Origin of the sequence: Pseudomonas sp. S34 (genome assembly GCF_009866745.1) — a bacterium.
In the GTDB taxonomy this organism is placed as follows: Bacteria; Pseudomonadota; Gammaproteobacteria; order Pseudomonadales; family Pseudomonadaceae; genus Aquipseudomonas; species Aquipseudomonas jessenii.
Map to the genome: position 1 here is coordinate 785,593 of NZ_CP019398.1, position 24,268 is coordinate 809,860.

The following is a 24,268-nucleotide window of genomic DNA, read 5'->3' on the forward strand; positions in this document are numbered from 1 at the left end:
TTCTGGTGAGATTGGACAGTGTCAGGGGCAGGGTCGGTTGTTAGGCTCAACCCCCACAGCACATCCAATAAGAACCAAGCAATGAAGCTGACATTCCTCCTGTTGCTGCTTTGTGCAACGGCCCCCACAGCCTGGGGCTGGTCGAACCATACGGTGGGCAGCTACCTGGCGTTGCAGGATTTGCCGGCCTTGCGTGATGCGCCACAGGTCGAAGTCGAGCCGCTGGAACAGTTTCTTTCGCAGCAATACCAGGCCGTGAGTGCGCTGCTCGATGAGCAGGAGCGCTTCGCCCGCGAGCACTTCGCCCAATACCCGCCGCGCCCCGACAACCTGCAATTGCCAGTCGTGCCTGGGGACAATCTGCGCCACGACTTCCTCAGCGCACTGCGCATCAACCCCGGGATTCATCTGGCGATGGTCATCCAGCCGATGCCGGGCAAGGATCTGCCCGAGCGTGAACACCTCAAGGCCGAACAAGTCATGGTGCAACAGACGCTTTCACCGTGGAATCGCCAGCGCTTCATGGTTGTCGCTGACCACGAACAAGTCGCGCCCCTGGCCGTGTTGGCCAGCGCTGCCGATGAGCCGGATTACGGCCACGACATCAACCTGTTCAGTGACAACCCCGGCGAAGTCGGCGCGTTGTACGGCTTCGGCCCGCAGCCTTTCGGCGACGCCCGGTTTCAGTACAGCTCCCAAGCGCCGTTCCATATGGGCTTCTTCCATGAAAGCCCGGTGGTGTACGCCGCTGCCGGGTTTCTTCAGCGCAGTTGGCCGGACTGGCGCGCCTACCAGTACATGGGCTTGGCGCGACTGGCGTTTGCCACTGGCCATCCTTATTGGGGCTATCGATTTCTCGGTTGGGGCCTGCACCACGTTCAGGACCTGACCCAGCCTTATCACGCCAAGCCGTTGCCCGGTGTCGAACTGGCGAGCCTGCTGGTGCTGGAAGGCAAGGCTCTGGCCGGCTTCGATGCGGACAAACATGCCGCCATCGAACGGGTCGCCACCCGACACATGGAAGTGGAGAAGTATCAGTCGACCTGGCTTCGTCGCCTGCTGCGCGCCGGCCATGCACACCCGATGCTCGACGCTTATACCGACTCTGCACAGGACGGCCGTTATCCGCCGTACTCGGTGGACTACCTGCGTGAAGTGGTGAGTGCCGAGTCCGTCGACGAATCCGCGGCGTTTGATGAAGCCATCGGCCAGTGGTTGGACACGGCACCGATCACCAGCGATTTCAGCAGCGGTAATCAGCTGCAGCGCGAAGACTTCGACCATCCGGCACTCAACCGGCAGCTGTTCAAACTGCTGGGGCATTTCGGCGCCCACAGCCGGATTTACGCCCGTGCGGGATTGGCGCCATAGCCATCGCAGCCACATTTTCAGAACACAAAAACAATAAAACCAGGGAAAGAGGAACGGATCATGAGCACTCGATTTCGCCTGTCTGGCGCGGCGCTTCCCGGCGTGGGCCTGGCAGGGCTGCTGCAACTGTGCGCGGTCGACGGCGTGCAGGCCAAGGAGTTCAGCGTGCTGGACAACCAGATCACCGGTTCATTCGACAGTACCTTGTCCTATGGCCGCTTGTGGCGGGTCCAGGGGCGGGACAAAAACAACGACGACGTCAACACCAACGACGGCAATCGCAACTTCGACACCGGGCTGGTTTCCGAGGTGTACAAGATCACCTCGGAGCTCGAGGCCAACTATCAGAACTACGGGATGTTCGTGCGCGGCACCGCGTTCTATGACACCCAATTGATGGACAAGCGCAACGATTACTACCGTAACAACAACCCGTCGCAACCCAGTCAGAGTTTCCCGCAGGACGACCACTTTACTGACCAGACCCGCGATATCGCCGGCAGCCGGGTGGAGATGCTCGATGCCTACCTCTATGGCAACTGGGACGTTGCGCAGATGCCAGTCACGGCCCGTGTCGGGCGCCAGGTGTTCAACTGGGGTGAGGGGATTTTCTACCGTGGCGGGGTCAACACCACCAACCCGGTGGACGCGGCCAAATACCGTTTGCCCGGGGCTGAAGTCAAGGAAGTGCTGGTGCCGGTGGAAGCGCTGAGCTTCAACATCGGCCTGACCGACAGCCTGACCATGGAAAGCTTTTACCAGACGAACTGGAAGGAAACCCGCATCGACCCGGTCGGCACGTTCTACTCGCAGACGGACCTGTTCGCCGACGGCGGCAACACCGCCTACAACAACTTTACCGGTACTGCCCTGGACACCCCGGTACCTGGCTTCGGCAACGTGATCGATCTGTACAGCGCGCTGGGCAACAACCCGCTGTTCAGCCAGGCCCTGAGCACCACCGGCCTGTACGCCAACGGGGTCACCCCGGCCTTTGGCAACACCGTCAAAGTGGCCTCGGTCGGCAAGGATTACAACGCGCGCAACGACGGCCAGTTCGGTTTCGCTTTTCGCTACATCGTAGAAGAGCTCAACAGCACCGAGTTCGGGTTGTACATGGTCAACTACCACGCCAAGGAACCGACGATTTCCGCCGATCTGGGTGGGTACAAGGGCATCGACATGAACGCCCTGACCAACCTGTTGGCCGGTGTTGCCGGCAGCCAGGCGGGGCAACTGGCCAACGGCCTGGCGACTATGGATGTGCTGGGCAATATTCAGGCGCATCGGCGCTACGCTGAAGACATCCGCATGTATGGCTTCAGTTTCAACACCACCCTGGGCCAGGCGTCGGTTTTCGGTGAAGTGGCCTATCGGCCGAACCTGCCCATCGGGGTCGCCGCCACCAACGACCTGATCGGCGACCTGGCCAACGGCGCCGCCGCAGCGGCAGGCGGCCAGACCATCAACATCGGCGGGCAGCAGGTCACGCTCGACAGCCAGATCAATAACGCCGAGCGGGTGGAAGCGTTCAACACATCCGTGGGCACCATCTACAACTTTGGCCCGAGCCTGTCATTCGACTCGATGTTCGGCGTGTTCGAGCTGGCGTCCGAGCACCTGCGCGGCAGCAGCCTGCAATACACCGCGTATGACGGCAGTACCCGTTACTACGCTGGCACCGGTAACTTTTCCTATGTGTCCGGCGGCGAACGCAGCGATCAGGTCAACCGCAACTCCTACAGCTACACCGCGATGCTCAACGGCACCTGGAACGACGTGTATGCCGGGGTCAACGTCTCGCCTTATGTCGTCTACAAGGATGACTTCAAGGGCAACAGTTACCAGGCGGGCAACATCATCGAGGGCCGCAAGGCCTACACCCTGGGGATCAAGGCCAACTACCAGAACAAGCTGGAGGCCGAGTTGCAATACACCGAGTTCTACGGCGGTGGGCAGGACAACGGCCTGCGTGACCGCGACAACGTCGGCTTCAACCTCAAGTACTTCCTTTGATTGCTACACGCAGACCCATTGTGGGAGCGGGCTTGCTCGCGAAAGCGGTGAATCAGGCGACATCTGTGCTGGATGTGCCGCCCTCTTCGCGAGCAAGCCCGCTCCCACAGGTTTTTGTACTTCGGAGAACGATCATGTTTCACACTTCACGACTGACCAAGACCACGCTGGCGCTGCTCCTGAGCCTGGCCGCCGGCAGCGCGCTGGCCGCGATCTCGCCCCAGCAGGCCGAGCAATTGAAGACCACGCTGACACCGCTGGGGGCCGAGCGTGCCGGCAATGCGGCCGGGACCATTCCGGCCTGGAACGGCGGCATCACCCAGGCACCGGCGGGCTACAAGCCGGGCCAGCATCACCTGGACCCGTATGCGGCGGACAAGCCCCTGTTCACCATCACCAAGGCCAACCTTGAACAGTACAAGGCCCACCTCAGCCCGGGTCAGATCGCACTGTTCAACAGCTACCCCGACACCTTCCAGATGCCGGTCTATCCCTCTCGCCGCTCGGGCGCGGCACCGCAGTGGCTGTATGACAACACCTTGAAAAACGCGACCTCGGCCAAGCTGCTCGATGGCGGCACCGGTTTTGCCGATGCCTATGGCGGTGTGCCGTTTCCGGTGCCCAAGGATGGCATCGAGGTGCTGTGGAACCACATCACCCGTTATCGCGGTATCTATGTGGTCCGTCGTGCCTCCGAAGCGCCGGTACAACGCAACGGCAGCTTCGCGCTTGTGACCTCGCAGCAGGAGGGGCTCTTCAACTATTACCGCTCGGGCGGGCAGTTTGCCGACCTGAAAAACATGCTGTTTTACTACCTGGCGTTCGTGAAGAGCCCGGCCCGTCTGGCGGGCGGTGCGGCATTGGTTCACGAGACCCTGGACCAGCTCAAGGACCCGCGCCAGGCCTGGGTCTACGACGCGGGCCAGCGCCGTGTGCGCCGGGCGCCGAACCTCGCGTATGACACCCCGATCGCCTCATCCGACGGCCTGCGCACAGCGGACGATACGGACCTGTTCAACGGCTCGCCAGACCGCTACGACTGGAAGCTCAAGGGCAAGCAAGAGGTCTACATCCCCTATAACAATTACAAAGTCGGCAGCCCTGAGGTGAAGTACGAGCAGTTGCTCACACCGGGCCACCTCAACCCGCAATTCACCCGTTATGAGCTGCATCGGGTCTGGGTGGTCGAAGGTACGCTCAAGCCGGGCGCGCGGCATATCTATTCCAAACGCGTGCTGTTTCTGGACGAGGACAGTTGGGGCGCCGCATTGGTGGATCAATATGACGGGCGTGGGGAGTTGTGGCGGGTGTCGATGGCCTACCTGAAAAACTTCTACGACCTGCCCACCACCTGGAGTGCGCTGGACGTATTCCATGACTTGCAGGCGCGTCGTTACTACGTGCAGAACCTGGATAACGAAGAGCCGGGCACAGTGGACTTTGCCCAGCCGGTACCCGAAGACGCGTACTTCATGCCGTCGGCATTGCGCCAGCGCGGTACGCGGTAAGCCGCGCAGCACACCCTTTCAGATGCGGTCTGTGAGAACGCAATCGCGAGCAAGCTCGCTCCCACAGGGTGTTGGGTCGTTCACAGAGTCTGTGTTCGACTCTCTACCTGTGGGAGCGGGCTTGCCCGCGAATGGGCCTTTCAATCACCGACGGTGTACGGTCAGACGCGGAAGTGGCTCACCATCTGCTGCAATTGACCACCCAGCCGCGCCAGCTCAACGCTGGACTTGGCGGTCTCATCGCTGGCGGTGGCGGTCTGTTCAGACACATCGCGCACGTTGATGATGCTGCGGCTGATCTCTTCGGCCACTGCACTTTGCTGTTCGGCAGCGGCGGCGATCTGCTGGTTCATCGACTGGATGTTGGACACCGTGCGAGTGATGTTCTCCAGTGACTCGCCGGCCTTGCGGGTCAGGGCCACGCTGCTGTCGGTGAGGACACGGCTGTTGTTCATCACTGCGGACACTTGTTGCGTGCCGTTCTGCAGGCCGGCCACCAAGCCTTCGATTTCCTCGGTGGATTTCTGCGTGCGCTGGGCCAGGCCGCGGACCTCGTCGGCCACCACCGCAAAACCACGACCGGCTTCACCGGCACGGGCCGCTTCGATGGCGGCATTGAGTGCCAGCAGGTTGGTCTGTTCGGCGACGGCCTTGATCACGTCCATGACGCTGCCAATCTTGTCGCTTTCCTGTTGCAGCACGCTCATGGCTTCGGTGGAACGCACCACTTCGCTGGCCAGGCGCTCGATCTGGGCGATGGCTTCGTTGACCACTTTGTCGCCTTCACGGGCTTCGCCGTCCGCCGCCGCAGCGGCTTGCGAGGCTTCTTCGGCGTTGCGCGCGACTTCCTGCACGGTGGCGGTCATCTCGTGCATGGCGGTAGCGACCTGATCGGTCTCGACTTTCTGGCTGTTGACCCCGGCACTGGTCTGCTCGGTCACGGCCGACAGCTCTTCGGCGGCGCTGGCGATCTGGGTCACGCCGTCGCGGATGCCGCTGATCAAGTCGCGCAGGGTCACGCCCATGCGCGCGATGCCTTGCTGCAACACGCCGAGTTCATCGCGACGGGTGACCAGCACATTGTGGGACAGGTCACCGCTGGCGATGCGATCGACCACCGCCAGGGTTTCGCGCAATGGGCGAGTGATCTGGCGAGTGATGACCATGGCGGCAATGACGCCCACCAGCAGTGCCAGCAACGTGCTGACCAGTTGCAGGGTACGGGCCTGGGCACTTTCGACATCACGGCGGTCGAGCTGGATCTGGTACAGCTGATCGCTCTGGGACACGATGGCGGCGCCCTGTTCGGTCATTTCCTTGCGCGCCTGCACCGCGTCATTGCTGGCGGCCTTGTAGGTCTGCAAGGCGCTGCGGTAGTTGCCCAGCGCGGTTTCCAGCTGACGCAAGGCGTCTTGTTGGGAATCGGCGAAATGCACGTTCAGCGGTTTCAGGCTGGCGATGGCGGCGTCCAGTTGACCGACGGCTTTTTGCTCGGTCTCGGCATTGGTACTGGCGGTGTAGCCGCGCACTTCGTAGCGGGCCAGCAGGAACGATTCCTTGGCCGCGGTGATGGCCTGGAACTGTTCGAATCGCTGGTCGCTCAACGGCATTTGCTGCACGCGGGTATTGATGTCATTGATCAGCGTGTTGGCGGTTTCGGCGCTGGCGCTCATGGCATCGCGGGCGCTGTTGCCGGCGCGATAGGCGCTGCGCATCTTGCCCAGGGACGTTCTGTAGGCGTCGATGACGGCGCCTTGCTCTCGCAGCAGCTTGAGGTTTTCCGGGCTCTTGAACTTCGCCAGCAGGGCTTGCTGCTGGGTCGAGAAGGCGTCGAGGGTGGTCTGCACGTTCTGCGCGGCGGTTTCGTCGCCGTTGGTCAGCATGTATTGCAGGCGAACCACGCGCAGCTTGGTCAGGCCGGCGTTGAGCTGGGTGATGTCGCTCATCCAGTTGCTGCGGTCGATCAACCCGCCCAGGCTGGTCCAGCCGGTCAGGGCCAGGACGCAGGTCAGTGCCAGGACCAGGCCAAACCCCAGGCCCAGTTTCAGGTTCACGCTGATGTTGCCGAACCAGCTATTCATCTCATTCCTCCAGGAACTTGGTACTTCTTTATCGTCGGTTGGCTGGAAGATTGTTTTTTTTGGAAGCCGCCAAGCGGTGTAAGCAGGATGTATCGGCAGCAATCCCGGGAGCTGAAAGGTTTTTTCCGCACGGTTCTGTAACAAGACTTTTACAGCGCCTTTAAGCTTTTTTTCACATGGGTTTCACCAGCCACCGACGCGCGTTTCCTTAACCTGCCCGTATCTGATGAGGTAGTGCGTGCCGGCGAGGCGGCTTGATGTGGAATTAAGACTGAGTCTTTTTGGGGTAAAACGCTCGATCGATCTGAACCGCTTCGCCCGTTATCGCAACGCTGCGGTGGTGTTGGTCTCGGCGCTGCTGGTTATCCCGTTGGTGCTGTTCTTGCTGCGACCTGCCGCCGTTGCGGACCTGGCTCACGGCAATGTGACCGGTGCACAGGCGTTGATGACCGGGTGGGCCAAGGGCGACCTGATCGTTCTGGTGCGCCACGTCGAGCGCTGCGATCACTCCTCGGCGCCTTGCCTGGTTGGCAACGATGGCATTACCGAGCGCTCGCGCAGTGTCGCCATGGGTGTCGGCGCGCATTTCCAGAACCTGGGCCTGGACAAGGCCGATATCTACAACAGCCCGATCCTGCGTACGGCGCAGACCGCCGGTTTCATGTTCAACAAGGTCGGCACGGGCGAAGACTGGCTGATCGGTTGCAGGGGCACCATGCTGCGCGACGCATTGGCGCACAAGGTAGCCGGACGTAACCTGATTCTGGTGACCCACAGCGAATGCATGGACCAAATGGAAAAAGACCTCCATTTGCCGACGTCGACCCTGGGTTACGGGGCTTCTTTGTTTATCTCCGCCGAAACGCCGCAGACTCCGCGCATGCTTGGCTTTATCGAAGCATCGGATTGGCCGACGGTGACGACCCGTTGAATTTCACCATCCCTTCGAATCAGGACTGAGCATGCTGACCGCTTCCCGCTTTTACTGGGTGAATTTTGGTATCCCGCTGGCCTGCGCGGTCGCGGTGTTCCTGATGTTCGACATGACCGGCATCGACATCGCTTTCAACAATTACTTTTTTGATCCGGTGACGCAGACGTACCCGTTGGACCAGGTCCATCTGTTCGAAAAAATCACCCACAAATGGGCGCGGATCATTCCGAACTGGACCGGAGAAATAGCGATTATCGGTGCCTTGCTGTCGTTTCTCTGGCCGCGTCTAAAGGCTGAAAAGCACCCGAAAATCATCGCCTTCCTGGAAAAAATCAAAGTCGCACCGGTGCTGCGCTTTGCCAATCGCCATCGACGCGACCTTCTCTACGTGGTGTTCGCGTTCTCCATCAGCACCGGGGTGATTCACTACCTCAAGGGCCACACCAGCGTGTATTGCCCGATCGAGACGACCCTGTACGGCGGCAAAATGGAGCACGTTGAGTGGTATGAAAATTTCGACCTGTTGAAAGTCGCCGGTGAGGGGCGCTGCTGGCCGGGCGGACATGCATCGGGCGGTTTCACCATGCTGGCGTTGTACTTCGTGGCTCGCCGTTATCGCTGGCGCTATTCGAAAGCGATCATGTACGGCTCGCTGACCCTCGGTTTCATCTATGGCACCACACGGGTATTGCAAGGGTGGCACTACATGTCCCACACCTTCTGGGCCGGGATCTTCGTATGGCTGGCGTGTTTACTGACGGCGCTGGCGTTCTACGGGCGAGCGAGGCTGGAACAGCCCGTGCACTCCAAAGCGCAACAACCGGTGGCGGCGACTCAGATCCAGGCTGCGAATTGAATTGGTGTTGAACCGCAAAACCCGCATCTCGAAAGGGGGGCGGTTTTTATGTTGCTCGAGGAAACCTTCAGTGAGTCTCGAATTGCGAATTCGCAGACAAAAAAAAGCCCGCGGGAGGGCGGGCAAACCGTAGTTTCTTGAATGAGCGAGTGCAATGTACAGGCAGTAACGCAACCGTGGGGTGAAGAAAAATTCATCTGGATCAAAGCCTTGTACCAGAGCTTGTGGCATAGCTACGGCAAATGATCCGCGGCAAAGTCTGCTTCCGACCGGTTTGTCTGTCAGGCATCGACTCGACGCCACTACCTGGAAACAAGGAGGTTCGGGTCGGTGCCCATATTGCAACCATGCACATAGCGGCATTGCGCGACTGTCCATGTGACCCTATCGTCAGATTTTACCTGCCACAAAGTGCTTTTGTGAGTTGTGGGCGTACGATGTAACTCACGTTTTCGCTGAAATCCTGGGGGAGCGAACGAAGCGACCGAGCGATGTTGAATTGGAGAAAAGTCATGATTCGCAAGCACTACTTGAAAGCCCTGGCGACGCTGCTCATCGCCGCTGGCGTGCAGTGGGTGACGCTACCCGTCTACGCGACCGAGCAGGGTGAACAGCGGCGTGAAGCTCGCGATACCAGGCAGGAAGGGCGATCCACTGCCCGGCAAACCAAGGATGAATGCAGAAAGGGCAATGACAAGAGCAACGTGGAATGTCGCCAGGACAAGCGCAGCACCAAGCAGGATACCCGTCGCACAGCCCGGGATATCAAGTACTGATCGTTGGCGTGGGTCCTGTTTCAGACGGTTGCAGGGCTAGCGATACAGCCAGAAACAAGAAAGCCCGCACGGGGCGGGCTTCGTTGGTGTCTCAATTGGTGGGCCGGGGTAATTTGAACCCGTTTAGTAAATTGTTGATTTATAACATTAATATCTAATTTGATTTTTAGTTGGAATACCAATTGGAATACTGCACTCCAGTTGACCACCCGTTTGCATTCGATCTGACCAGCACGTTTCGTAACCATGATTGGCAGTGAACTACCCATAACTGCCGGTTGCGACAGGTAGAAATCGGCCAAAAGCGGTCGTTGCCCTAGCGCCAAGATCCGCCGTTAGCGACCTGCAGATCTCCGCCAAAAACTGCCAATTGGAGGCGTCTAACAAGTCAGGGGCAGATCAGCACGGTATTTGTTCAACGCATTATTGGTGCAATTCACTTATGCGGGCCTGCTATATGACCTTAACGGTACAGCGGGAGTGCGCGGCATCGAATGGTATCTTTATCCAGAGAAAATGGCCTATAGCAAGCGATTGCATCTCTATAATTAGCGGGTAAACGGTTATTCAATATATAGTGTTTTTTGCCATCTCTTGCCACAGGAGTTTCCTGTCTAGCTCTTGGCCTTGGTATATGACCTTTCCAAAAGTATCATCCACTACACGACGCCCTTTCTCATATATATGCACGTGGATTCCCAGTTCCTGAGGCCTGTCCGCTGTCCATAAGACGGCTGGAGTGGAAGACCATACCTCGAATTTCAAGCCAGGATACTCGTCCATATTTAGCGTGCGATCGGGGACTATATACTGATTGCTGTTGTTAAATTGATCGTGTAAGGGCTTCAGTGGTGTTGATACTATTTTTCCATCACTCCATACGCTGTCATTACCACAGTTCCCACAGAAATGTTTCGCGTGTGGCGTGTTAGCGAAGCTACCCAAATCTAGGTGAGGATATCCGCATTTTTTGCACGTCACGCATGACATTTCTCGGCCATTTTCCAGTGACTTTACGAACTCGAATGCAGCTGGCGGCGTTATCTGAATTTGGGTAATTTCGCCACTGGAAAATAACCCTAAATTTTGATTGTATGAGCAAACGATAGCGTCAAAATCCCGATCTAGCTGCTTTTTATTGTCACCAGAGAAACGCTTGTGCACGTGTATTTTTGGAGGTCTTGGGACTATCTCTTCACTTGAGAGTGCTGGTGGTAAGGAGCACCAAACCCCAATTTCTTCAAAGTCGTTGAAATCCACAACTAAAGGATCAACTACATAGCTCATTCCCATAAGGTGATTACTGCAGGTTACCTCACCGGTAGGTGGGACAGCAGCGATATCCGCTTTTACACCCCAGTGGATTTGGTGAGTTTTGCAGTACCATCTATCCGCACCGTTTCTGAATTTCCCACATGGAACGATATTGCAAGGTAACACTGCGTTGTCGCCGGTTTTTGCGGTGAAGCTACCGAACACTCCCTCCGAGTTTACAGCGATATTCCCGATTGTTCTTCCCGGTGCCCAACAAATAGCTGATGCAGTAGAGTATTGTTCAGGATTATCCTCCTGCTCACCCTCATTACAGTATTTTCTAGTAAAATTTTTTTTAGCCATCCCCGTTCCCGGATCAGACCATTCACACTCCCATACCTCAACTTGCCCTGTCTCTGAATTTAGTTTTCGTGAATAAAACATTAAGTAATCCTTTAGTTAGGGTGTGAATATTTATTAGGGGAGTGGGTTGGAGTGCTAGTTCTGTGAGTCCTCGTCTCCGGGCTTTACTACTTTCTGAGTCGACCACCGGTCTTTGCGCACGCCTTCGGGGGGGAGGGGGTTAAAGGGTACCCGACGTCATTGAAGCAGTTTGACTGTCAGAGTTCAAGGCGCACTCGTCTACTGATTATGACTGATCGGGATGCTGTGAAGCCCCCCAACAAATGTTACCCCGAACTCCCACCTGATTCCTATAGAGGTCTGACTGACACCTGTAGAATTTCATCCTTTGCTTCTTCATCACCATTTACGTATGGGTTTATAGGGAGGGGCTTATATAAAGTTTTATTAAATTATCGGTTTAATTTTATTGACTTGGGTGTAAATGCAGATCTGATGTTAATGGCTTTAAAAATATGATAATATAGTCCGTTATGATTTGTGCCGTTTCAGCTTATTGGTTATAGTAGGGTGGATAATGCTTTTTGTTGTAATGTTAGGCGGAAAACATCCTAAGGCGAAAATTGAAGTCCATGATATAGCCTTCGTAGTAGCTGATAGCTTAGAGGATGCGTATCCTCAGCTTAGACAGAGTTGGTTTGGATCTCCTGTAGGCCTTCATATTGATGCATGGATGGCAATTGATGGAATTGAAGGCTGGAAATTAGAACTAAGCGCATTAGCTCCCCACCCTGGATCCATGCGCTTGTACTTCATCAATTTGGGTGGATATGAAGTTAGATCCTTTGGCGAAGCGCATCACTATTCTCTGATAGTTGCGAAAGATAAGCGGGAGGCGATGAGCCTCGGTAAACGCGAGATTTTAAAGCACTGGGCCCAGGCCCATACTGATGGCGTGCTGGATGTGGACGACTGTTTGCCGATTGATGCGATAGAAGGACGATACGTTCATTTGGTCGAGGGGCCACACGATGGCATCATTCAGCGCAATGACTACATCGTCTTGTCGTAACGCTTGGTTAGCTCAACACGTCATATGCTGAATCGCCCCGGATTTCCTACTTAATGAGCGACCGCTTTTGGCCGATTTCTGTCCGTTGCGAGAGGCAGAAATCGACCGATTCTGTTGAAAAAGTCGGCCATGGTTTGCGCAGCAGAAAAATACTCGTCCGAGATTGAAATCTTTACTTTTGGTAGAGGCTTCCGGACTCGGATTTCACGTAGCAGCGTGCAAAAAAGGCGTTTTCACCGGTCAATGATCAGACAATTTGGGAAGACCGACTTTTTCAACAGAATCGGCCGGTAGCGGTCCTTCACGTCCGGCGGCAGTCGGCTCGGCCAGACTAGCTCGGGCTAACCAGATGAGCCTAAAGGCCCTATCGGAAGCGTCGCCGCCCCCTAATTCGCTTGAAGAACCCGCACGTCATTGCCATCCTCGATCCATCGTGGTTAAAGGAACTGGTAGATGAGTGAGGCGAAGGACGACCGGGTCGAGTTCAGCATGCCCACAAAAAAAGTGCTGGCCGGCAGAGCGGGGTACATCTGCTCGCACTATGACTGCCTGCGGAATACCAAGGCCCCAGGGCAGAGCAAGAAAAGGAAGGATGGCCTCATCGGCACAGGTGTGGCCGCTCACATTTATGCCGCTTCTGAGAATGGTCCTAGACCTCCAGTTGGCATGACTGAGGAGGAGATCAAAGACCAATCCAACGGCACCTGGATGTGTATTTACTGCAGCGACTTGATCGACAAGTTCCGCTGGGAATACCCTGCCCCGCGTATTCATGAGATGAAGCGTGTAAGGGAGTTTGCCCAGCATCTCACCGTTACCCAGTTTGATGCCGCCTATCTGGTTCGATGGATGGGCGTTCAGCGGTTTGATCAGATCGTTCGGGACCATCTTCCTGATTTGGTGGTAGCCTCGATTATCGAGAAGATCCGTGAGGTCGGAAAACGCTTTATCGGCGACCTCTGTTTGGACGCTCATCCGATCGCGAAGCCCCCGTCCTCATTCTCCCGAAAGCCCCTTCCAATCGTGATTCAGCAAGTTGGGCGTTCTGATCAGACTGCCATTATCACCACGGCGATTGCCAGCGAATACCGATGGGCCACCGAGATTGCCACGCAGTTCAACCAGAGACTGTATGAGGCCGGCACCTACGACGTCAGGCTGATCGATTACGGCCAGGTCAGCATATCGGCACGCGTTCCTGAGACGGGGGAGCTAGCGTTGGAGGCTGTTGATCTTAAGGCGACGATCATGTGCAAGTACAACCCGACATCATCTCAGGGCGATGTCTTCCTCCGGGCGAGCACGGTAGGGGGCGTAAAGTGGTTGATGGAGATCAGCGGCCGACCTGACGCTTTCACCATCGCCAGCGAAATGAAGCTTGGTACCTACTACTGGCCGGAGAGCACCCGGCAACCGCCCACTCTGTTCCGTGAGCGCGAAGCATTCGAGAGCTACGCGACTCTCATCGACAGAATTGCGGCGGGATGGGACATCGTTGGGCGGATAGGTCTACGTAGTACTGAGGAGCGCATCAAGGATAATCTCCACCCAGGAGTCTTCGGGATCAGCCTGGTGCACGGCCAAGATCGGCTGCAGGAAGTGCAGAGAGCATGCAGGAAGGTACGACTCGCCTACGAGCTAGCAGACAAGTGGGACGTTGAGGTTTACATCGGCAACCTGCTCGATCTACGCATTGATGCCGCTACGTTTCGGGAGGCAGTGGACCGCATCATGGAAGGAGGTCCCGGTCTGACTCACGCGATAGGAGACCGGCTTTGGCTTAGTGATGACCAACGCCGGTGCCTGGTCGTCGAGTACAACTGCGCCAGGATTGGGATCAGCGAACGATTCGTTTCGCAGCCGCTCACAGACGGAGGTGCATCCTTGATGTCGAGAGGCCATTTCGCATGAGCGGAGGCCTCAAACTTTAGCGGCCACAGCGGCTACTGATGGATAGACGGTTCTGGCCGATTACTGCCTATCGCCACCGGCAGGTTTGGGTCGATTGCAGCCCGTCGCGACAGACAACTATCGGCCATAACCTGCCTCTGCCACAAACTTGCACAGTGACTTTCTAGCATGGGGTTTTCTTCAAACTGCCAGTTTTTTAGCGGCAGGGTGCGTACATGTTATCGCTTCGCTACGACCGAAGAAGGATACTGCCTGCCTTTAAGAGTTCTGCTCAGTGTGAGCAGTAAATGTTTTGGTTGGTACTCCAAAGCACGCAGGCATACTGCTCAAAACTACGAAGAAGGATGAGCGTCGTGAGAAAAGTGGTTAGAGGGCGGATGTCGGTTCCAAGAGTTCTGCGCGACGATGAAGCGCGAGCGGCGATGGAGGAAGTATCGATGCACTATCGACTCCCCCCTGCCGAGCGATCTCGCATACGTCCGCCACTGAATCAAAAAATCTGGAATTCGGAATCTGTCCGAGAAAGTTTGTCCGACCTCTTTATTTCAAAGTGTGCGTTTTGTGAGACGCAGGTGAACTTGCATCGAGAAGCCGATGTTTTGCATTTTCGACCGATCGGCAGTGCAATGGGACTTCATAGCCGAAAGTTCGACGCAAAAAGCAACGACCACTACAGTTGGTTCGCCTACGAATGGGAAAATTTGTTCCTTTCGTGCACTCAATGCAACCGATCAAAGCGGAATTATTTCCCCTTGGTTGGACCGCGTGCCCAGCTTCGTTGTACTTGGACAGAGGCAGATGCAAGTGAGGAGATGCTCTGTCGGCGCTGATTGAAAACTGACCCACCCTGCCGATTGAAAATTGACCCAGGGCGGATTGCTGATTTTGGCATCAGCAATTGTGGATAAGCTTAGCAGTCGTGTCCCGGTGGAAGAGGCATTAAAGCCCCACCGCATTTGGGCATGCGGCAGGGTATTTTCGGTGCGGATCAAAACAGCTCATCGTCCTCGGCACCATCATTGTCTTTGCGCTTTCGTTCACGTGATTTGATCTTGGTCTGGGCGACCAAGCTGCTGTGTTGCAGGCGGTAGGACTCGTTGCCCGTTTCGACGATGTGGCAGTGGTGTGTCAGCCGATCCAGCAACGCCGTTGTCATCTTGGCGTCACCAAACACGCTCGACCATTCCGAGAAGCTGAGGTTGGTGGTGATCACCACGCTGGTGTGCTCGTACAGCTTGGACAGCAAATGAAATAACAGGGCACCACCGCTCTGGCTGAAGGGCAAATACCCCAGTTCATCGAGTATCACCAGGTCTGTTCGTAGCAGCCCTTGAGCGATGCGGCCCGTCTTGCCGTCGTACTTTTCGCGTTCCAGCAGATTGACCAGATCCACCGTGGAGTAGAAGCGCACGCGTTTGTGATGCATCGTGATCCCGGACACAGCCAAGGCGGTGGCGAGGTGTGTTTTGCCTGTTCCAGGCCCGCCGATGAACACGACATTCTGCGCGGTATCGGTGAACTCCAGGTTGGACAGATCCCTGATCAGGCGGGCATCTGCGCTGGAAGCGCTGAAGTCGAAGCCGGCCAAATCACGATGCATGGGGAGTTTGGCCATGTTCATCTGGTGGTTCACTGAGCGCACCGCTCGATCCGCATGTTCTTGTTGGAGAAGATGCTCAAGTAGCCATTTCGAGGATGCCGTCGAAGCTTCTCCTTGCGAGGCTAGTTCTTCCCAGGCGCTGGCCATGCCATGCAGACGCAGTTCTTTGAGTTCCGCCATAAGATCACGCATTGCGAGTCTCCTCATCGGTGGTACGGAGCCGGTCGTAGCGTGCCGTATTGGCGACAGGCGCTATCTTGAGTTGAAGGCTGGTTTCGGCGGACGGAGGGGCTGCTGTCGATGTCAGTCGAGCCAGGACATTCAGGATGTGCTCAGCACTCAAGCTGCCGGATTCAAGTACCAACTCCACAGCCACCAATACGGCGTCGAGCCCGGCGATGGGAACAGCCGCCAGTACTTGAGTCATGACTCGATCACCATTGGTGTGCCGCCTCAGACCGCGTTTTAGCAGTTGCAACGGCTTCGGCAGATCGGCAAACGGAGCGCCATTACGCAGCGCACCGGGCTTGCGTTCGATGAGCGGGATGTAATGCTGCCAGTCAAAACTGACCTGATCTCGATCAAACAGGCGCTCGTGACTGGCAATCATCGTTTCATCGGCGATGACCACCACCCGTGTGGGATACAAACGGCTGCTGACCCACTGACCGACCCGCTCACACGGCACCGAGTAGCGATTTCGCGCCACGCTGATCAGGCAGGTGCTGGAGACCCGTACGGTGCGCTCGACGTAGCCATCAAAGGCAGTCGGCATCGGCATCAATTCGGCGCGTTCCAGCTCCAGGACGTCCGCCACTGACAGCCCGTTGTACTGCGGGTGCACCAGTCCGTCCCAAAGCGCACGGCAGCGTTGGCCGAGCCAGGCATTCAATTCCTCGAAGGTATGGAACATGCAGTTTTGAGCATCGAGCCAGATGCGCCGTCGGCTGTCTTGAACGTTCTTTTCAACGATGCCTTTTTCCCAGCCGGAGGCCACGTTGCAGAAGTCCGGATCGAATAGGTAGTGGGCACACATGACGGCAAACCGGGCATTGACTGTGCGGCCTTTACCTTTGTTGACCTTGTCGACAGCCGTTTTCATATTGTCGTAGATGCCGCGACGCGGCACCCCACCTAACGCGCCAAACGAGCGGGTATGGGCATCGAACAACATCTCGTGGCCTTGGCTGGGATACGCAACCAACCAAAATGCGCGACTGGCGCACAGCTTCATATGGGAGACCTGGATGCGTCGGAACAGGCCGCCGATCAGCAGACCTTCTTCGCTCCAGTCGAATTGAAAGGCCTCCCCGAGTGCAAAGGTCAGCGGCACAAAGGCCCGTAAAGACTTGCCTTGCTCGCCGCGCCACGCGCGTATGAAGGCGGTGAGCTGGCTGTAGCCGCCGTCGTAGCCCACGGCCTTGATCTGTTCGAAGAGTGCTTTGGCACTCCTGCGGTTGTGCTTTGCCCGAAACGAATCGGCCTTGAGCGCCTGCTCCAGCGTCTCGTGAAATGGACTGAGTTTGTTGAAGGTTGCGCACCGTTGGTACGCCGGCTGGGTGGCTTCGGGTGCTCTGACCCATTTTCGAATGGTGTTTCTCGACAGTCCGGTACGCTTGGCTATCTGATGCAGCGAGAGCTTGTCGCGGAAGTACATCCGCCGGATTTTTCCCAACATTTCCATGCTGATCACCCTGTGTTCTCCTGCTCGAAAAGTGAGCAGAAGCAGTTGAACACCTGGGTCAGTTTTCAGTCGGCAGAACAGCCTTTACTGGGTCAGTTTTCGGTCAGCGGCAACAACGGGCGGTTTACTGGTCGATTTTCGCCCTTAACCACAGGCAGAAAACGGCCAGGAGCGGACGTTGACGGAGATCTCCTTTCGCATGGTTGGCCGTCAGGTTTGCCTAGGAAACCCGGGGAAACTCATGCTGTATGAAAAGGCGAAACTATAAGATTTTGCCGTATTGTGTCGCCAAGGGTAGCTATCTGACTAACTTTTTACATCTAAATTAGCGAGACTCGTTCGGGTCTCTAAAATAAAAGGCTCACCGAACGAACTCAGTTCGTGTTCTAAAGCAAGCCTGTTAACGCTTCTGGTATGTGACCAGCCTCGTCTTCTTGAAGAAGCTTAACGATATCTGCTATAGCTGAAAACCGTGCATCGGTCGCGAGAGCTTTAATATGTGCCTGAAGTGCAGTTCCGGGTTTAACTAGGACGCGATGTCTACCAAGAAATAAATAGGGCTTATTGTCTGCTGTGTCAAATTTTCGCCAATAAATAGTGCCCGCCCAGCCTCCTCCAATATTGGGGATGATGTCGGCGGCCACCTCCTTATAGTTAATCCTTCCTAAGTTGACAGCGAGAAAACAAAGCTCATGTGGCAATGAGGTGACATGAGTGAATGAAGCGTTGTCATTATCAAATAAAAGGGAGAAATTTCGGTCTGGTTGCGTGATGTATACGGGGATATTTTCTGATAAGTGTTGCTGCTGCTTTTGCACCCAAGCGTAGGCTATTTCAAGTGCTTCTGGAGCTTCAATAGGAAAGTACTGAACCCCTCTAGAGTTGAACTGTCTACGTTGCGCTTGCAAACACCAAACAATGCCCTTCATGGCAGACAATTGATCTAAATTTACATGTTTTGTATTGACTTTTGCTTGATTAAAGCTCTGGCCCTGTATAATCGGAGTTAGTCCCATGCAAATCAGATCCGGATAGTTAGCTTTGGCGGAAGCTAGTTCCATTTCAGTAAATTGGTCGTATACGCCCCCGCCTCCGGATGCAGCTTCTCTCTGCAAGCGGTTAATCACCTCTGGATAGTAGGAGTTTGTTTTTTTGAGAAAGTCCCGATAGCCATCATGAATAATATTTCTAGCGTGCTCAATAAAATTCGTCACGGCTTCATTTTTATTCAGCTGACTCCGATCTATAGAGAACTCAAAGCCTCGAGGTGTAGTTGTATTTATTTTGTAGGTGCCGATTCTTTCCAGATCTATGCATAACGGTGTAATTCGCACTGGCACCGAGAACCCGCACACTGCAGATTGACTCGTATGAAAGTTTTCTATCACACTATACATTGGAGTGCCAGGCTCCGCCATATACGTTGTAGATTCGCCGTCTTCTCGGTATGCAAAACCATAGGAAACAACCACATCGGCTGATTTTGCGCAATAATTAAAAATCTTTACTCCAAGCTCTTTAGCCTTTAGACGCCTCACACCAAACAGCGCAACCTCGTCAATGCGAGGCATATCACTGTCAATTCTTTCTTCTGTTTCGTCTAGAACTATAGTCAAGGGGACCATTGAGCAAAGCAGTAATTTTTTTAGGTCAGTAAACACTTCGTCAATGACTACTTGAGGTTTTAGGTTTAATGTTATAGTTGTTCCGCAGGATCTTTCAGTGGGTGAGAAAACCGTGAAATCCTTTAGCTCCGCTAGCTGAACATCAAACTCAAAGCCTTGAGCACTCGCAGCCTCACTTGGTCTGCCTCTATAGCTTTCAAATGCAGCTGTGGTTACCTTAGCCACGTCAGCAATAGTAAAGACTGACCAAAAACCAATGCCAAAGCGAGCAATCGGTGCATAGTCACTTTCTGTATACGCCGGCTCGCGAGACCTACTACTTCCAACAGTCAGCAAGTTATTAAGAACAGTTCGCTCAGACATTCCACATCCATTATCGCTAACTGTTACAGTATGCCGCTCTCTATCAAAGACTATGCGAACTTCCGGCTGATATTTATCTGCAGGGGCAGAGTGATGATCTCTATAGCGACACGCTTCAACTGCGTTTTGCACTAACTCGCGCAATGCGATACCTTGTTGAGTCCGCCAAACTGCATTGGAAGCGATCAAGTCGATCACACTACGCTTATTGAGCCTTACTCCCAAGCGCTGGAAGTTCCCTCTATTAAATGATAGGTCGCGCTGGAAAGGTTCTCCCCTTACCTTCAGCTTTCTATGCTTGCAACGGCGATCTATGTCGCTGTATCCCTGAATCCACTCCTCCATCTGATCAAAAGTACGATGTGCGAGGGCGAGAATATTGGCATCCTGAAATGCGCCGCTGACAATAATGCGACCGTCATCGGTTACAGCTAAACTGTCGCCAGTACAAACATGCTTCATGTTTTCGGCGTAAGAAATCCGTGCAGCGGAGGTGTTATCCATTCCAATTTTCTCAAATACACCATCGAGCACTCGCGTATCACTGAATTCTATAGCATCCGCAACACAAACAATTACAGCCAATTGAGCTAGATCGCTTTCTTTTTGACCAGTCGCGAACGGGCGCTGCAGCTCTCTTTCTAGTTGAGTTATAGAATAGTTGTGAGCTTTCATAAGCAAGTCTAATGCTGCAACTAAATTGCGGGGGACACCGAACTGTTCAGCGTTTTTTTCGATGTATTCTCCTCCCCTGCTCGAATGGTTTTTCCTCAGATAACCTTGAAGTTTATCGTTCGTTTTCCAGGTTGGTGTGTCGCACAGGCTAAGTTTTCTTTTTAGAGATTGCTCTTCACCCGGAAATACGGCCATACCCAGATCGTGTGCGTATGCTGCGGCAATTAATAAAAAAACTTCCTGCGCAGTCAATGATTCTGGTTTTGAAAGGTCGAAACACGAAGGCAATAAGCATTGCGCCATTCTTTCAACTACTTGATAACCGTGGTGTGCATCATGGCGCGTATAGTAAGGAAAGTAATTTTCAATCGTTGCCATTAATGGTGCAACTTCGCGAACAAATTTCGAGATTCGCTCTGAGTATTCTTGATCAAGCGATACTAGATATTGGTACAACATTGTTTCATGTAGTTCTACTAATGAATCTCTAATCTGCATAGCTTTTTCGCTTCCATGAGTTATTTTCATCTGTCGGTCTTGTGAACCGCCTGGGCAAACGTACCCGCTTAGCCAAGGATGATCTTCCGAGCTGGGGAGCATTCAACGTCAATCACCCACAGCCCAACGACTAGATAATGGCTGGATGATATCTCGTCTGATCAATTTTGATACGGTCTATGCGGGAAGAGTGTGTCGGGGGGACTGTAGGGTAAAGGTTGCCGGTATCGAAGCGTAAGGGAGGGGGCTGCTTAATGTGAGTGCGGTCTTTGGCCAAAAGCCTTATTGGCTCGGAGGTCCGCTATTGGCCGCTATTGGCCGCTTTTTGTCGTTGCCGCGTGTGCTTCGAGCAGGTTCATCAGCAAGAGGATATCCGCGCTGAGATAGATGACGGCGGACAAGTGTGCCTGGAAGGCTGCCTACTCACGATTCGAGCGATCCATCAGCAATTGCCGGCCGTTCCCTAATCGCTTCCAGATCAGCAGAGCGGTGAGTCGATAGTAATACCGGGTGGCGCCGGAATGGTCTTTCAGGTGCTGAGTGAGAAACCAGCGCACATGCTTGAGCTGCCAGGTCCAGGGATTGTCTCGCTGCCATCGCTGTTGAATGGCCGCTTGCATGATTCGGGCTTGCCGTAGGTGTCGTTGCTGCGTGACCTGCGAGCCGGTCAGTACGCCGCTCAGGAACAGCGCTATATCGAATGGTTTGGTCACTATCGACCTCCAATGTAGGCCGAAACTACATCGATCCGGTTATGCCCGAGTTCAAGGCTGATCTGTTGGCGCGCCTGCTGATCAAGGTCGCGGTCAATGCGATTGCAGTGGCCACCATTGATCGGGGCGGCGTGGCCCGTGAGCTGCTCGTAACGCTCGCAGGCGTAGGCCGCTCGCAGTTCATGGAAACCCTTCAGCCCTTGTTCATGCAGCGTTTCTCGGGCGGGGAGCACGGTCTGTTGCAGGAACGCGGCGTAGCTTTCGTCTCGGGCCAGCAAGTTGCGGCTGCCGGTCGGCGACGCATGACGAGCCAACTGCAGAGCCGCCTTCACCTCTTCATTAGCCGCGATCCATCGCGGCGCTGAAGCCCCTGAGCGGCCGCCTTTGGTACCGTCCTGAATGTTGATGCGGCCGAAGTGTTCGGCTTCGCGGTGCAAGCGTGGCAGGTCAGCCAAGATCGCTTCGCGCAGGCGCATGCCGGTTGCTCGGGCCAACAGGACAATCGCGGCCACCCGCTCGTGGTGCTGTTCGCCAAGCGCTTCAATCACTCGCTGCACCTGTTGGCGGTCTTGGCCATCCGGTGCGCGGGTGCGTACGGTCGAGCGCTTCTGTCCCAACGCCTGACTCGGGCTGGCGATCCTCACCTCTTGATCACCGCGCAGCGCAGCGAGGGTGCGGTTGACGCTGCTCAGGCGGTTCTGCGCGGTGGCGATGCAGAGTTCACCTTGCTGGATCTGCTGGCGCAGATACGCGGCGTAGTCTTGTAGCGTCTGTCGATCGATCTGGCGCGCATCGTTGTAACCGGGGCCGTCCTCTGATCGACACCAACGCACGAACGCTTGCCAGCGATCGCTATGCGCTTTGACGGTGGCGAAGTGGCCGCCGGCAAACAGATCTTTTAGCGCTTGTCGGCCGGCATAGCTCAGCTGGCGGCCATAGCCAAAGTTGCGACCATCACGTCGACCGACCAAGGCCATCGTCTTCACCGTTTTCGTTTGTTTGCAGAAAGAGCAGCAGGGCTTTCCAGTGGGGGCTGAGCCGGTCCATCTGCCGCCAGTGTGTCGGGCGGATCAGGAGGGCGTTCTCCTGGTGTTGCAGTAGTGCCCCTTCCTCACGCAGTTGCTCGATCAGCAGGGCGAGATTGGAAAGCTCCAAGGGGTGTGTGGCGACAGCGGCGACAGTGGCGACAACCCGCGTCGTTTCTGGCCTGGCGCGTGGCGACAGGGTGGCGACAGAAGCGGCGACACGCCGCGATTCTGGTTGCGATTGATGTTGCGCCTGGTATCGGCGCACCGCGTCATTCAGGCGAAACATGGCGGACCTCGAAAGTTTTTCCGTCGCGGCTGCTCAGCCAGCGATGAGTGATCAGCACGACCAATAAAGAGGCGGTATGGTCAGCGCTCTTGCGAGCAAAACGAGGACCGTTGCGATTGACGTCGCGGATGGTGAAGTGGGTCCAGCCTTTCTGCACCAGCCAGCGCAGCAGCCGATCCGCTTCCTCGCGTCGGCTATTGACTGGTGCCTGTTCGGTCAGGCGCTGGATCTCGGCCAGGTAGTAATCCATCAACGTGGAGGCGCGCTGGATGTGTGCTTCATCCAACTGACTGGCCTCTTCAACCATGGCCAGCACGCCCGCGATGCGCAGCACATTCGCCGCGGCCTTGCCCGCGACAGGCTGGACGCCGGCCAGTTCGCCGAACTCGCCAGACTGGCACTCGATGGTGTCGTGAATATCAATCCAGGCACGACGGGCACGGGGAGTCAGTTCCAGCGTGACGGGATTGAGTGATCCATCCTTGTGAAGCGACCAGGGCTTTTGCAGCAGGGCGGTGATCCGTTGTTGGTAGCGCTGGATTTTGGCATCTCTGGTCAGGTCGATTGCCTTGTAGAGTCGCTGGCCGGCCAGGCGCTCGGGCCAACTGATCAGGCAGCGGCCGAGGATGCCTTGACCATTGATCACTGGGTCTTTAAACAGCTGGTTGGCCAGGTAGGGCTGCAGCATCAGATGCAGGCTGAGGCGACGGTCATAGGCACGCAGGCTTTCTCCAGCCATGGAGCGCGCCCGGTCGATCGGGCTGCCATCCCACAGTGTCGACAAGGTGGTGATCGCCTTGAGCAGATTCTCTTTGCTCATGGTGCTGCTGCCCAAGAACTGTCCACCTTCATCATTGAACAAGCCCATGCTGGGCAAGCCATGGCACAGACTTTTGACTAGGGCCTCAATGGTGGGCTCGGCAATGATCAGTCTCGGCGGTACCGGCTCGGATAGTTCACCGCCTTCCGCCTCCGCGTGCTTCTTTGAGGTTTTGGGGGTGGCCATGATGCTGGTAGCGGCGCGATAAGCTTTGAGCTTTTCCGCATACAGGGTCCACTGCTGTCGTTCCCAGTCGCGCGCGGCCTTCAGTGCCAGGTGGTCCACCGCGCTTTTGCGATCACCCGAGGACGCCACCGTCAGTAGGTAGAGGGACAGCGGATAGGTTCGGCCGTCGAGTTGGACATTGGCATGACCCTGGCTCACCAGGGCTGCAGTGGCCAGCACCGATTGCGCCGCCATGGCGCAAGGCACGCCGATCACCTCGGCCAGTGTTTCGACCGCAGGGCCCAACAGTTCTCCGAGTGCTTCGACCGGGTAGGGCAGTGGCGCCTGCTGGCATTCCAGCAATGGTTGTGGAGGCTCGAACGCTTCGCACAGTTGCATCGCTATTCTCCTGAGATTATCGACTTCGTCCTCACTCATCCCGCCACGGTTGTTGAGTGTTATCAGGGATCAAGGCCCCTGCGACCTGTGAGGTTTGTCCACTCACGCGGGACTGACGGCTCCTTACGACCGGGAGCTTGGGCATCTCATGATCTGGCCTCCTGAACACCGATAGCGGTGGGCGGGTGGAGGCTGCACTGGCTGACGAGACCGGTGTCGCGAGATCCTGAGTCGGGTGAAGGCAGTGATGCGATGACTGGGGCATGCCTG

17 protein-coding genes are annotated in these 24,268 nt (G+C 55.8%); 8 read left to right on the plus strand and 9 right to left on the minus strand.

All coding sequences use genetic code 11. The features are described from left to right. The first annotated feature begins 81 nt into the window (after positions 1–81). The 3 genes from PspS34_RS03365 (at position 82) to PspS34_RS03375 (ending at position 4,895) form a co-directional block, all read left to right on the plus strand. The gene (locus tag PspS34_RS03365; protein ID WP_154861545.1) at positions 82–1,371 is read left to right on the plus strand and encodes a phospholipase; all 1,290 of its coding nucleotides are present in this window, start codon (positions 82–84) and stop codon (positions 1,369–1,371) included. A gap of 60 nt (positions 1,372–1,431) precedes the next feature. After that, entirely contained in the window at positions 1,432–3,387 is a 1,956-nt protein-coding gene (locus PspS34_RS03370; protein ID WP_174245501.1) for a DUF1302 domain-containing protein, read from the plus strand. A 134-nt stretch (positions 3,388–3,521) separates the two neighbouring features. Next, positions 3,522–4,895, plus strand: coding sequence for a DUF1329 domain-containing protein (locus PspS34_RS03375; RefSeq protein WP_102669015.1), 1,374 nt, complete (start codon positions 3,522–3,524; stop codon positions 4,893–4,895). Between the two features lie 161 nt (positions 4,896–5,056). On the opposite strand, the gene PspS34_RS03380 is transcribed toward PspS34_RS03375, so the two are convergent. After that, positions 5,057–6,976, minus strand: a complete 1,920-nt coding sequence (locus tag PspS34_RS03380; protein ID WP_154861547.1) for a methyl-accepting chemotaxis protein — start codon at positions 6,974–6,976, stop codon at positions 5,057–5,059. A 259-nt stretch (positions 6,977–7,235) separates the two neighbouring features. Here PspS34_RS03380 and PspS34_RS03385 point away from each other — a divergent pair, with 259 nt between their 5' ends. The 3 genes from PspS34_RS03385 (at position 7,236) to PspS34_RS03395 (ending at position 9,542) form a co-directional block, all read left to right on the plus strand. Next, positions 7,236–7,907 (plus strand): phosphoglycerate kinase, encoded by a 672-nt coding sequence (locus PspS34_RS03385; RefSeq protein ID WP_057716498.1) that lies wholly within the window; start codon positions 7,236–7,238, stop codon positions 7,905–7,907. 31 nt (positions 7,908–7,938) lie between these two features. Then, positions 7,939–8,766 carry a phosphatase PAP2 family protein gene (locus PspS34_RS03390; RefSeq protein WP_154861548.1) on the plus strand — a complete coding sequence of 276 codons (828 nt, stop codon included), beginning with the start codon at positions 7,939–7,941 and terminating at the stop codon, positions 8,764–8,766. A gap of 512 nt (positions 8,767–9,278) precedes the next feature. Further along, complete coding sequence (locus tag PspS34_RS03395; RefSeq protein ID WP_008047515.1) at positions 9,279–9,542, plus strand: hypothetical protein; 264 nt, start codon at positions 9,279–9,281, stop codon at positions 9,540–9,542. Between the two features lie 567 nt (positions 9,543–10,109). Here PspS34_RS03395 and PspS34_RS03400 read toward each other — a convergent pair. Then, positions 10,110–11,240, minus strand: coding sequence for a hypothetical protein (locus tag PspS34_RS03400; RefSeq protein WP_159389511.1), 1,131 nt, complete (start codon positions 11,238–11,240; stop codon positions 10,110–10,112). 496 nt (positions 11,241–11,736) lie between these two features. On the opposite strand from PspS34_RS03400, the gene PspS34_RS03405 reads away from it, so the two are divergent. After that, complete coding sequence (locus tag PspS34_RS03405) at positions 11,737–12,231, plus strand: DUF1543 domain-containing protein (RefSeq protein WP_159389512.1); 495 nt, start codon at positions 11,737–11,739, stop codon at positions 12,229–12,231. A 453-nt stretch (positions 12,232–12,684) separates the two neighbouring features. Next, the gene (locus tag PspS34_RS03410; protein ID WP_159389513.1) at positions 12,685–14,142 is read left to right on the plus strand and encodes a hypothetical protein; all 1,458 of its coding nucleotides are present in this window, start codon (positions 12,685–12,687) and stop codon (positions 14,140–14,142) included. Between the two features lie 988 nt (positions 14,143–15,130). Here the strand turns inward: PspS34_RS03410 and istB are convergent. The 7 genes from istB to PspS34_RS03445 all read right to left on the minus strand — a co-directional run bounded on the left by istB (position 15,131) and on the right by PspS34_RS03445 (position 23,998). Next, on the minus strand, positions 15,131–15,934 hold the full coding sequence (gene istB / locus PspS34_RS03415) for an IS21-like element helper ATPase IstB (RefSeq protein ID WP_159389514.1): 804 nt from the start codon (positions 15,932–15,934) through the stop codon (positions 15,131–15,133). Then, positions 15,927–17,426, minus strand: coding sequence for an IS21 family transposase (gene istA, locus PspS34_RS03420; protein ID WP_159390378.1), 1,500 nt, complete (start codon positions 17,424–17,426; stop codon positions 15,927–15,929). Before istA ends, istB begins: the two co-directional genes overlap by 8 nt. A 386-nt stretch (positions 17,427–17,812) precedes the next feature. Continuing rightward, a complete protein-coding gene (locus tag PspS34_RS03425) occupies positions 17,813–20,617 on the minus strand; it encodes an ATP-binding protein (protein ID WP_159389515.1) in 2,805 nt (934 codons plus the stop codon). Positions 20,618–21,006: 389 nt separating this feature from the next. Then, positions 21,007–21,300: a hypothetical protein gene (locus tag PspS34_RS03430; RefSeq protein WP_122552632.1), complete on the minus strand. Its 294-nt coding sequence runs from the start codon at positions 21,298–21,300 to the stop codon at positions 21,007–21,009. Next, complete coding sequence (locus tag PspS34_RS03435) at positions 21,300–22,277, minus strand: integrase domain-containing protein (protein ID WP_159389516.1); 978 nt, start codon at positions 22,275–22,277, stop codon at positions 21,300–21,302. The genes PspS34_RS03430 and PspS34_RS03435 overlap by 1 nt, the downstream gene beginning before the upstream one ends. Further along, complete coding sequence (locus PspS34_RS03440) at positions 22,255–22,614, minus strand: hypothetical protein (protein ID WP_159389517.1); 360 nt, start codon at positions 22,612–22,614, stop codon at positions 22,255–22,257. The genes PspS34_RS03435 and PspS34_RS03440 overlap by 23 nt, the downstream gene beginning before the upstream one ends. Then, positions 22,598–23,998, minus strand: a complete 1,401-nt coding sequence (locus PspS34_RS03445; RefSeq protein ID WP_159390379.1) for a YfjI family protein — start codon at positions 23,996–23,998, stop codon at positions 22,598–22,600. Before PspS34_RS03445 ends, PspS34_RS03440 begins: the two co-directional genes overlap by 17 nt. Positions 23,999–24,268: the final 270 nt, after the last annotated feature.

Excerpts from the sequence above, each read along its gene's own strand:
- PspS34_RS03365 (WP_154861545.1), top strand. The coding sequence starts at position 82 with ATGAAGCTGACATTCCTCCTGTTGCTGCTTTGTGCAACGGCCCCCACA.
- PspS34_RS03370 (WP_174245501.1), top strand. The coding sequence starts at position 1,432 with ATGAGCACTCGATTTCGCCTGTCTGGCGCGGCGCTTCCCGGCGTGGGC.
- PspS34_RS03375 (WP_102669015.1), top strand. The coding sequence starts at position 3,522 with ATGTTTCACACTTCACGACTGACCAAGACCACGCTGGCGCTGCTCCTG.
- PspS34_RS03380 (WP_154861547.1), bottom strand. The coding sequence starts at position 6,976 with ATGAATAGCTGGTTCGGCAACATCAGCGTGAACCTGAAACTGGGCCTG.
- PspS34_RS03390 (WP_154861548.1), top strand. The coding sequence starts at position 7,939 with ATGCTGACCGCTTCCCGCTTTTACTGGGTGAATTTTGGTATCCCGCTG.
- PspS34_RS03395 (WP_008047515.1), top strand. The coding sequence starts at position 9,279 with ATGATTCGCAAGCACTACTTGAAAGCCCTGGCGACGCTGCTCATCGCC.
- PspS34_RS03400 (WP_159389511.1), bottom strand. The coding sequence starts at position 11,240 with ATGTTTTATTCACGAAAACTAAATTCAGAGACAGGGCAAGTTGAGGTA.
- PspS34_RS03405 (WP_159389512.1), top strand. The coding sequence starts at position 11,737 with ATGCTTTTTGTTGTAATGTTAGGCGGAAAACATCCTAAGGCGAAAATT.
- PspS34_RS03410 (WP_159389513.1), top strand. The coding sequence starts at position 12,685 with ATGAGTGAGGCGAAGGACGACCGGGTCGAGTTCAGCATGCCCACAAAA.
- istB (WP_159389514.1), bottom strand. The coding sequence starts at position 15,934 with ATGCGTGATCTTATGGCGGAACTCAAAGAACTGCGTCTGCATGGCATG.
- istA (WP_159390378.1), bottom strand. The coding sequence starts at position 17,426 with ATGGAAATGTTGGGAAAAATCCGGCGGATGTACTTCCGCGACAAGCTC.
- PspS34_RS03425 (WP_159389515.1), bottom strand. The coding sequence starts at position 20,617 with ATGAAAATAACTCATGGAAGCGAAAAAGCTATGCAGATTAGAGATTCA.
- PspS34_RS03435 (WP_159389516.1), bottom strand. The coding sequence starts at position 22,277 with ATGGCCTTGGTCGGTCGACGTGATGGTCGCAACTTTGGCTATGGCCGC.
- PspS34_RS03440 (WP_159389517.1), bottom strand. The coding sequence starts at position 22,614 with ATGTTTCGCCTGAATGACGCGGTGCGCCGATACCAGGCGCAACATCAA.
- PspS34_RS03445 (WP_159390379.1), bottom strand. The coding sequence starts at position 23,998 with ATGCAACTGTGCGAAGCGTTCGAGCCTCCACAACCATTGCTGGAATGC.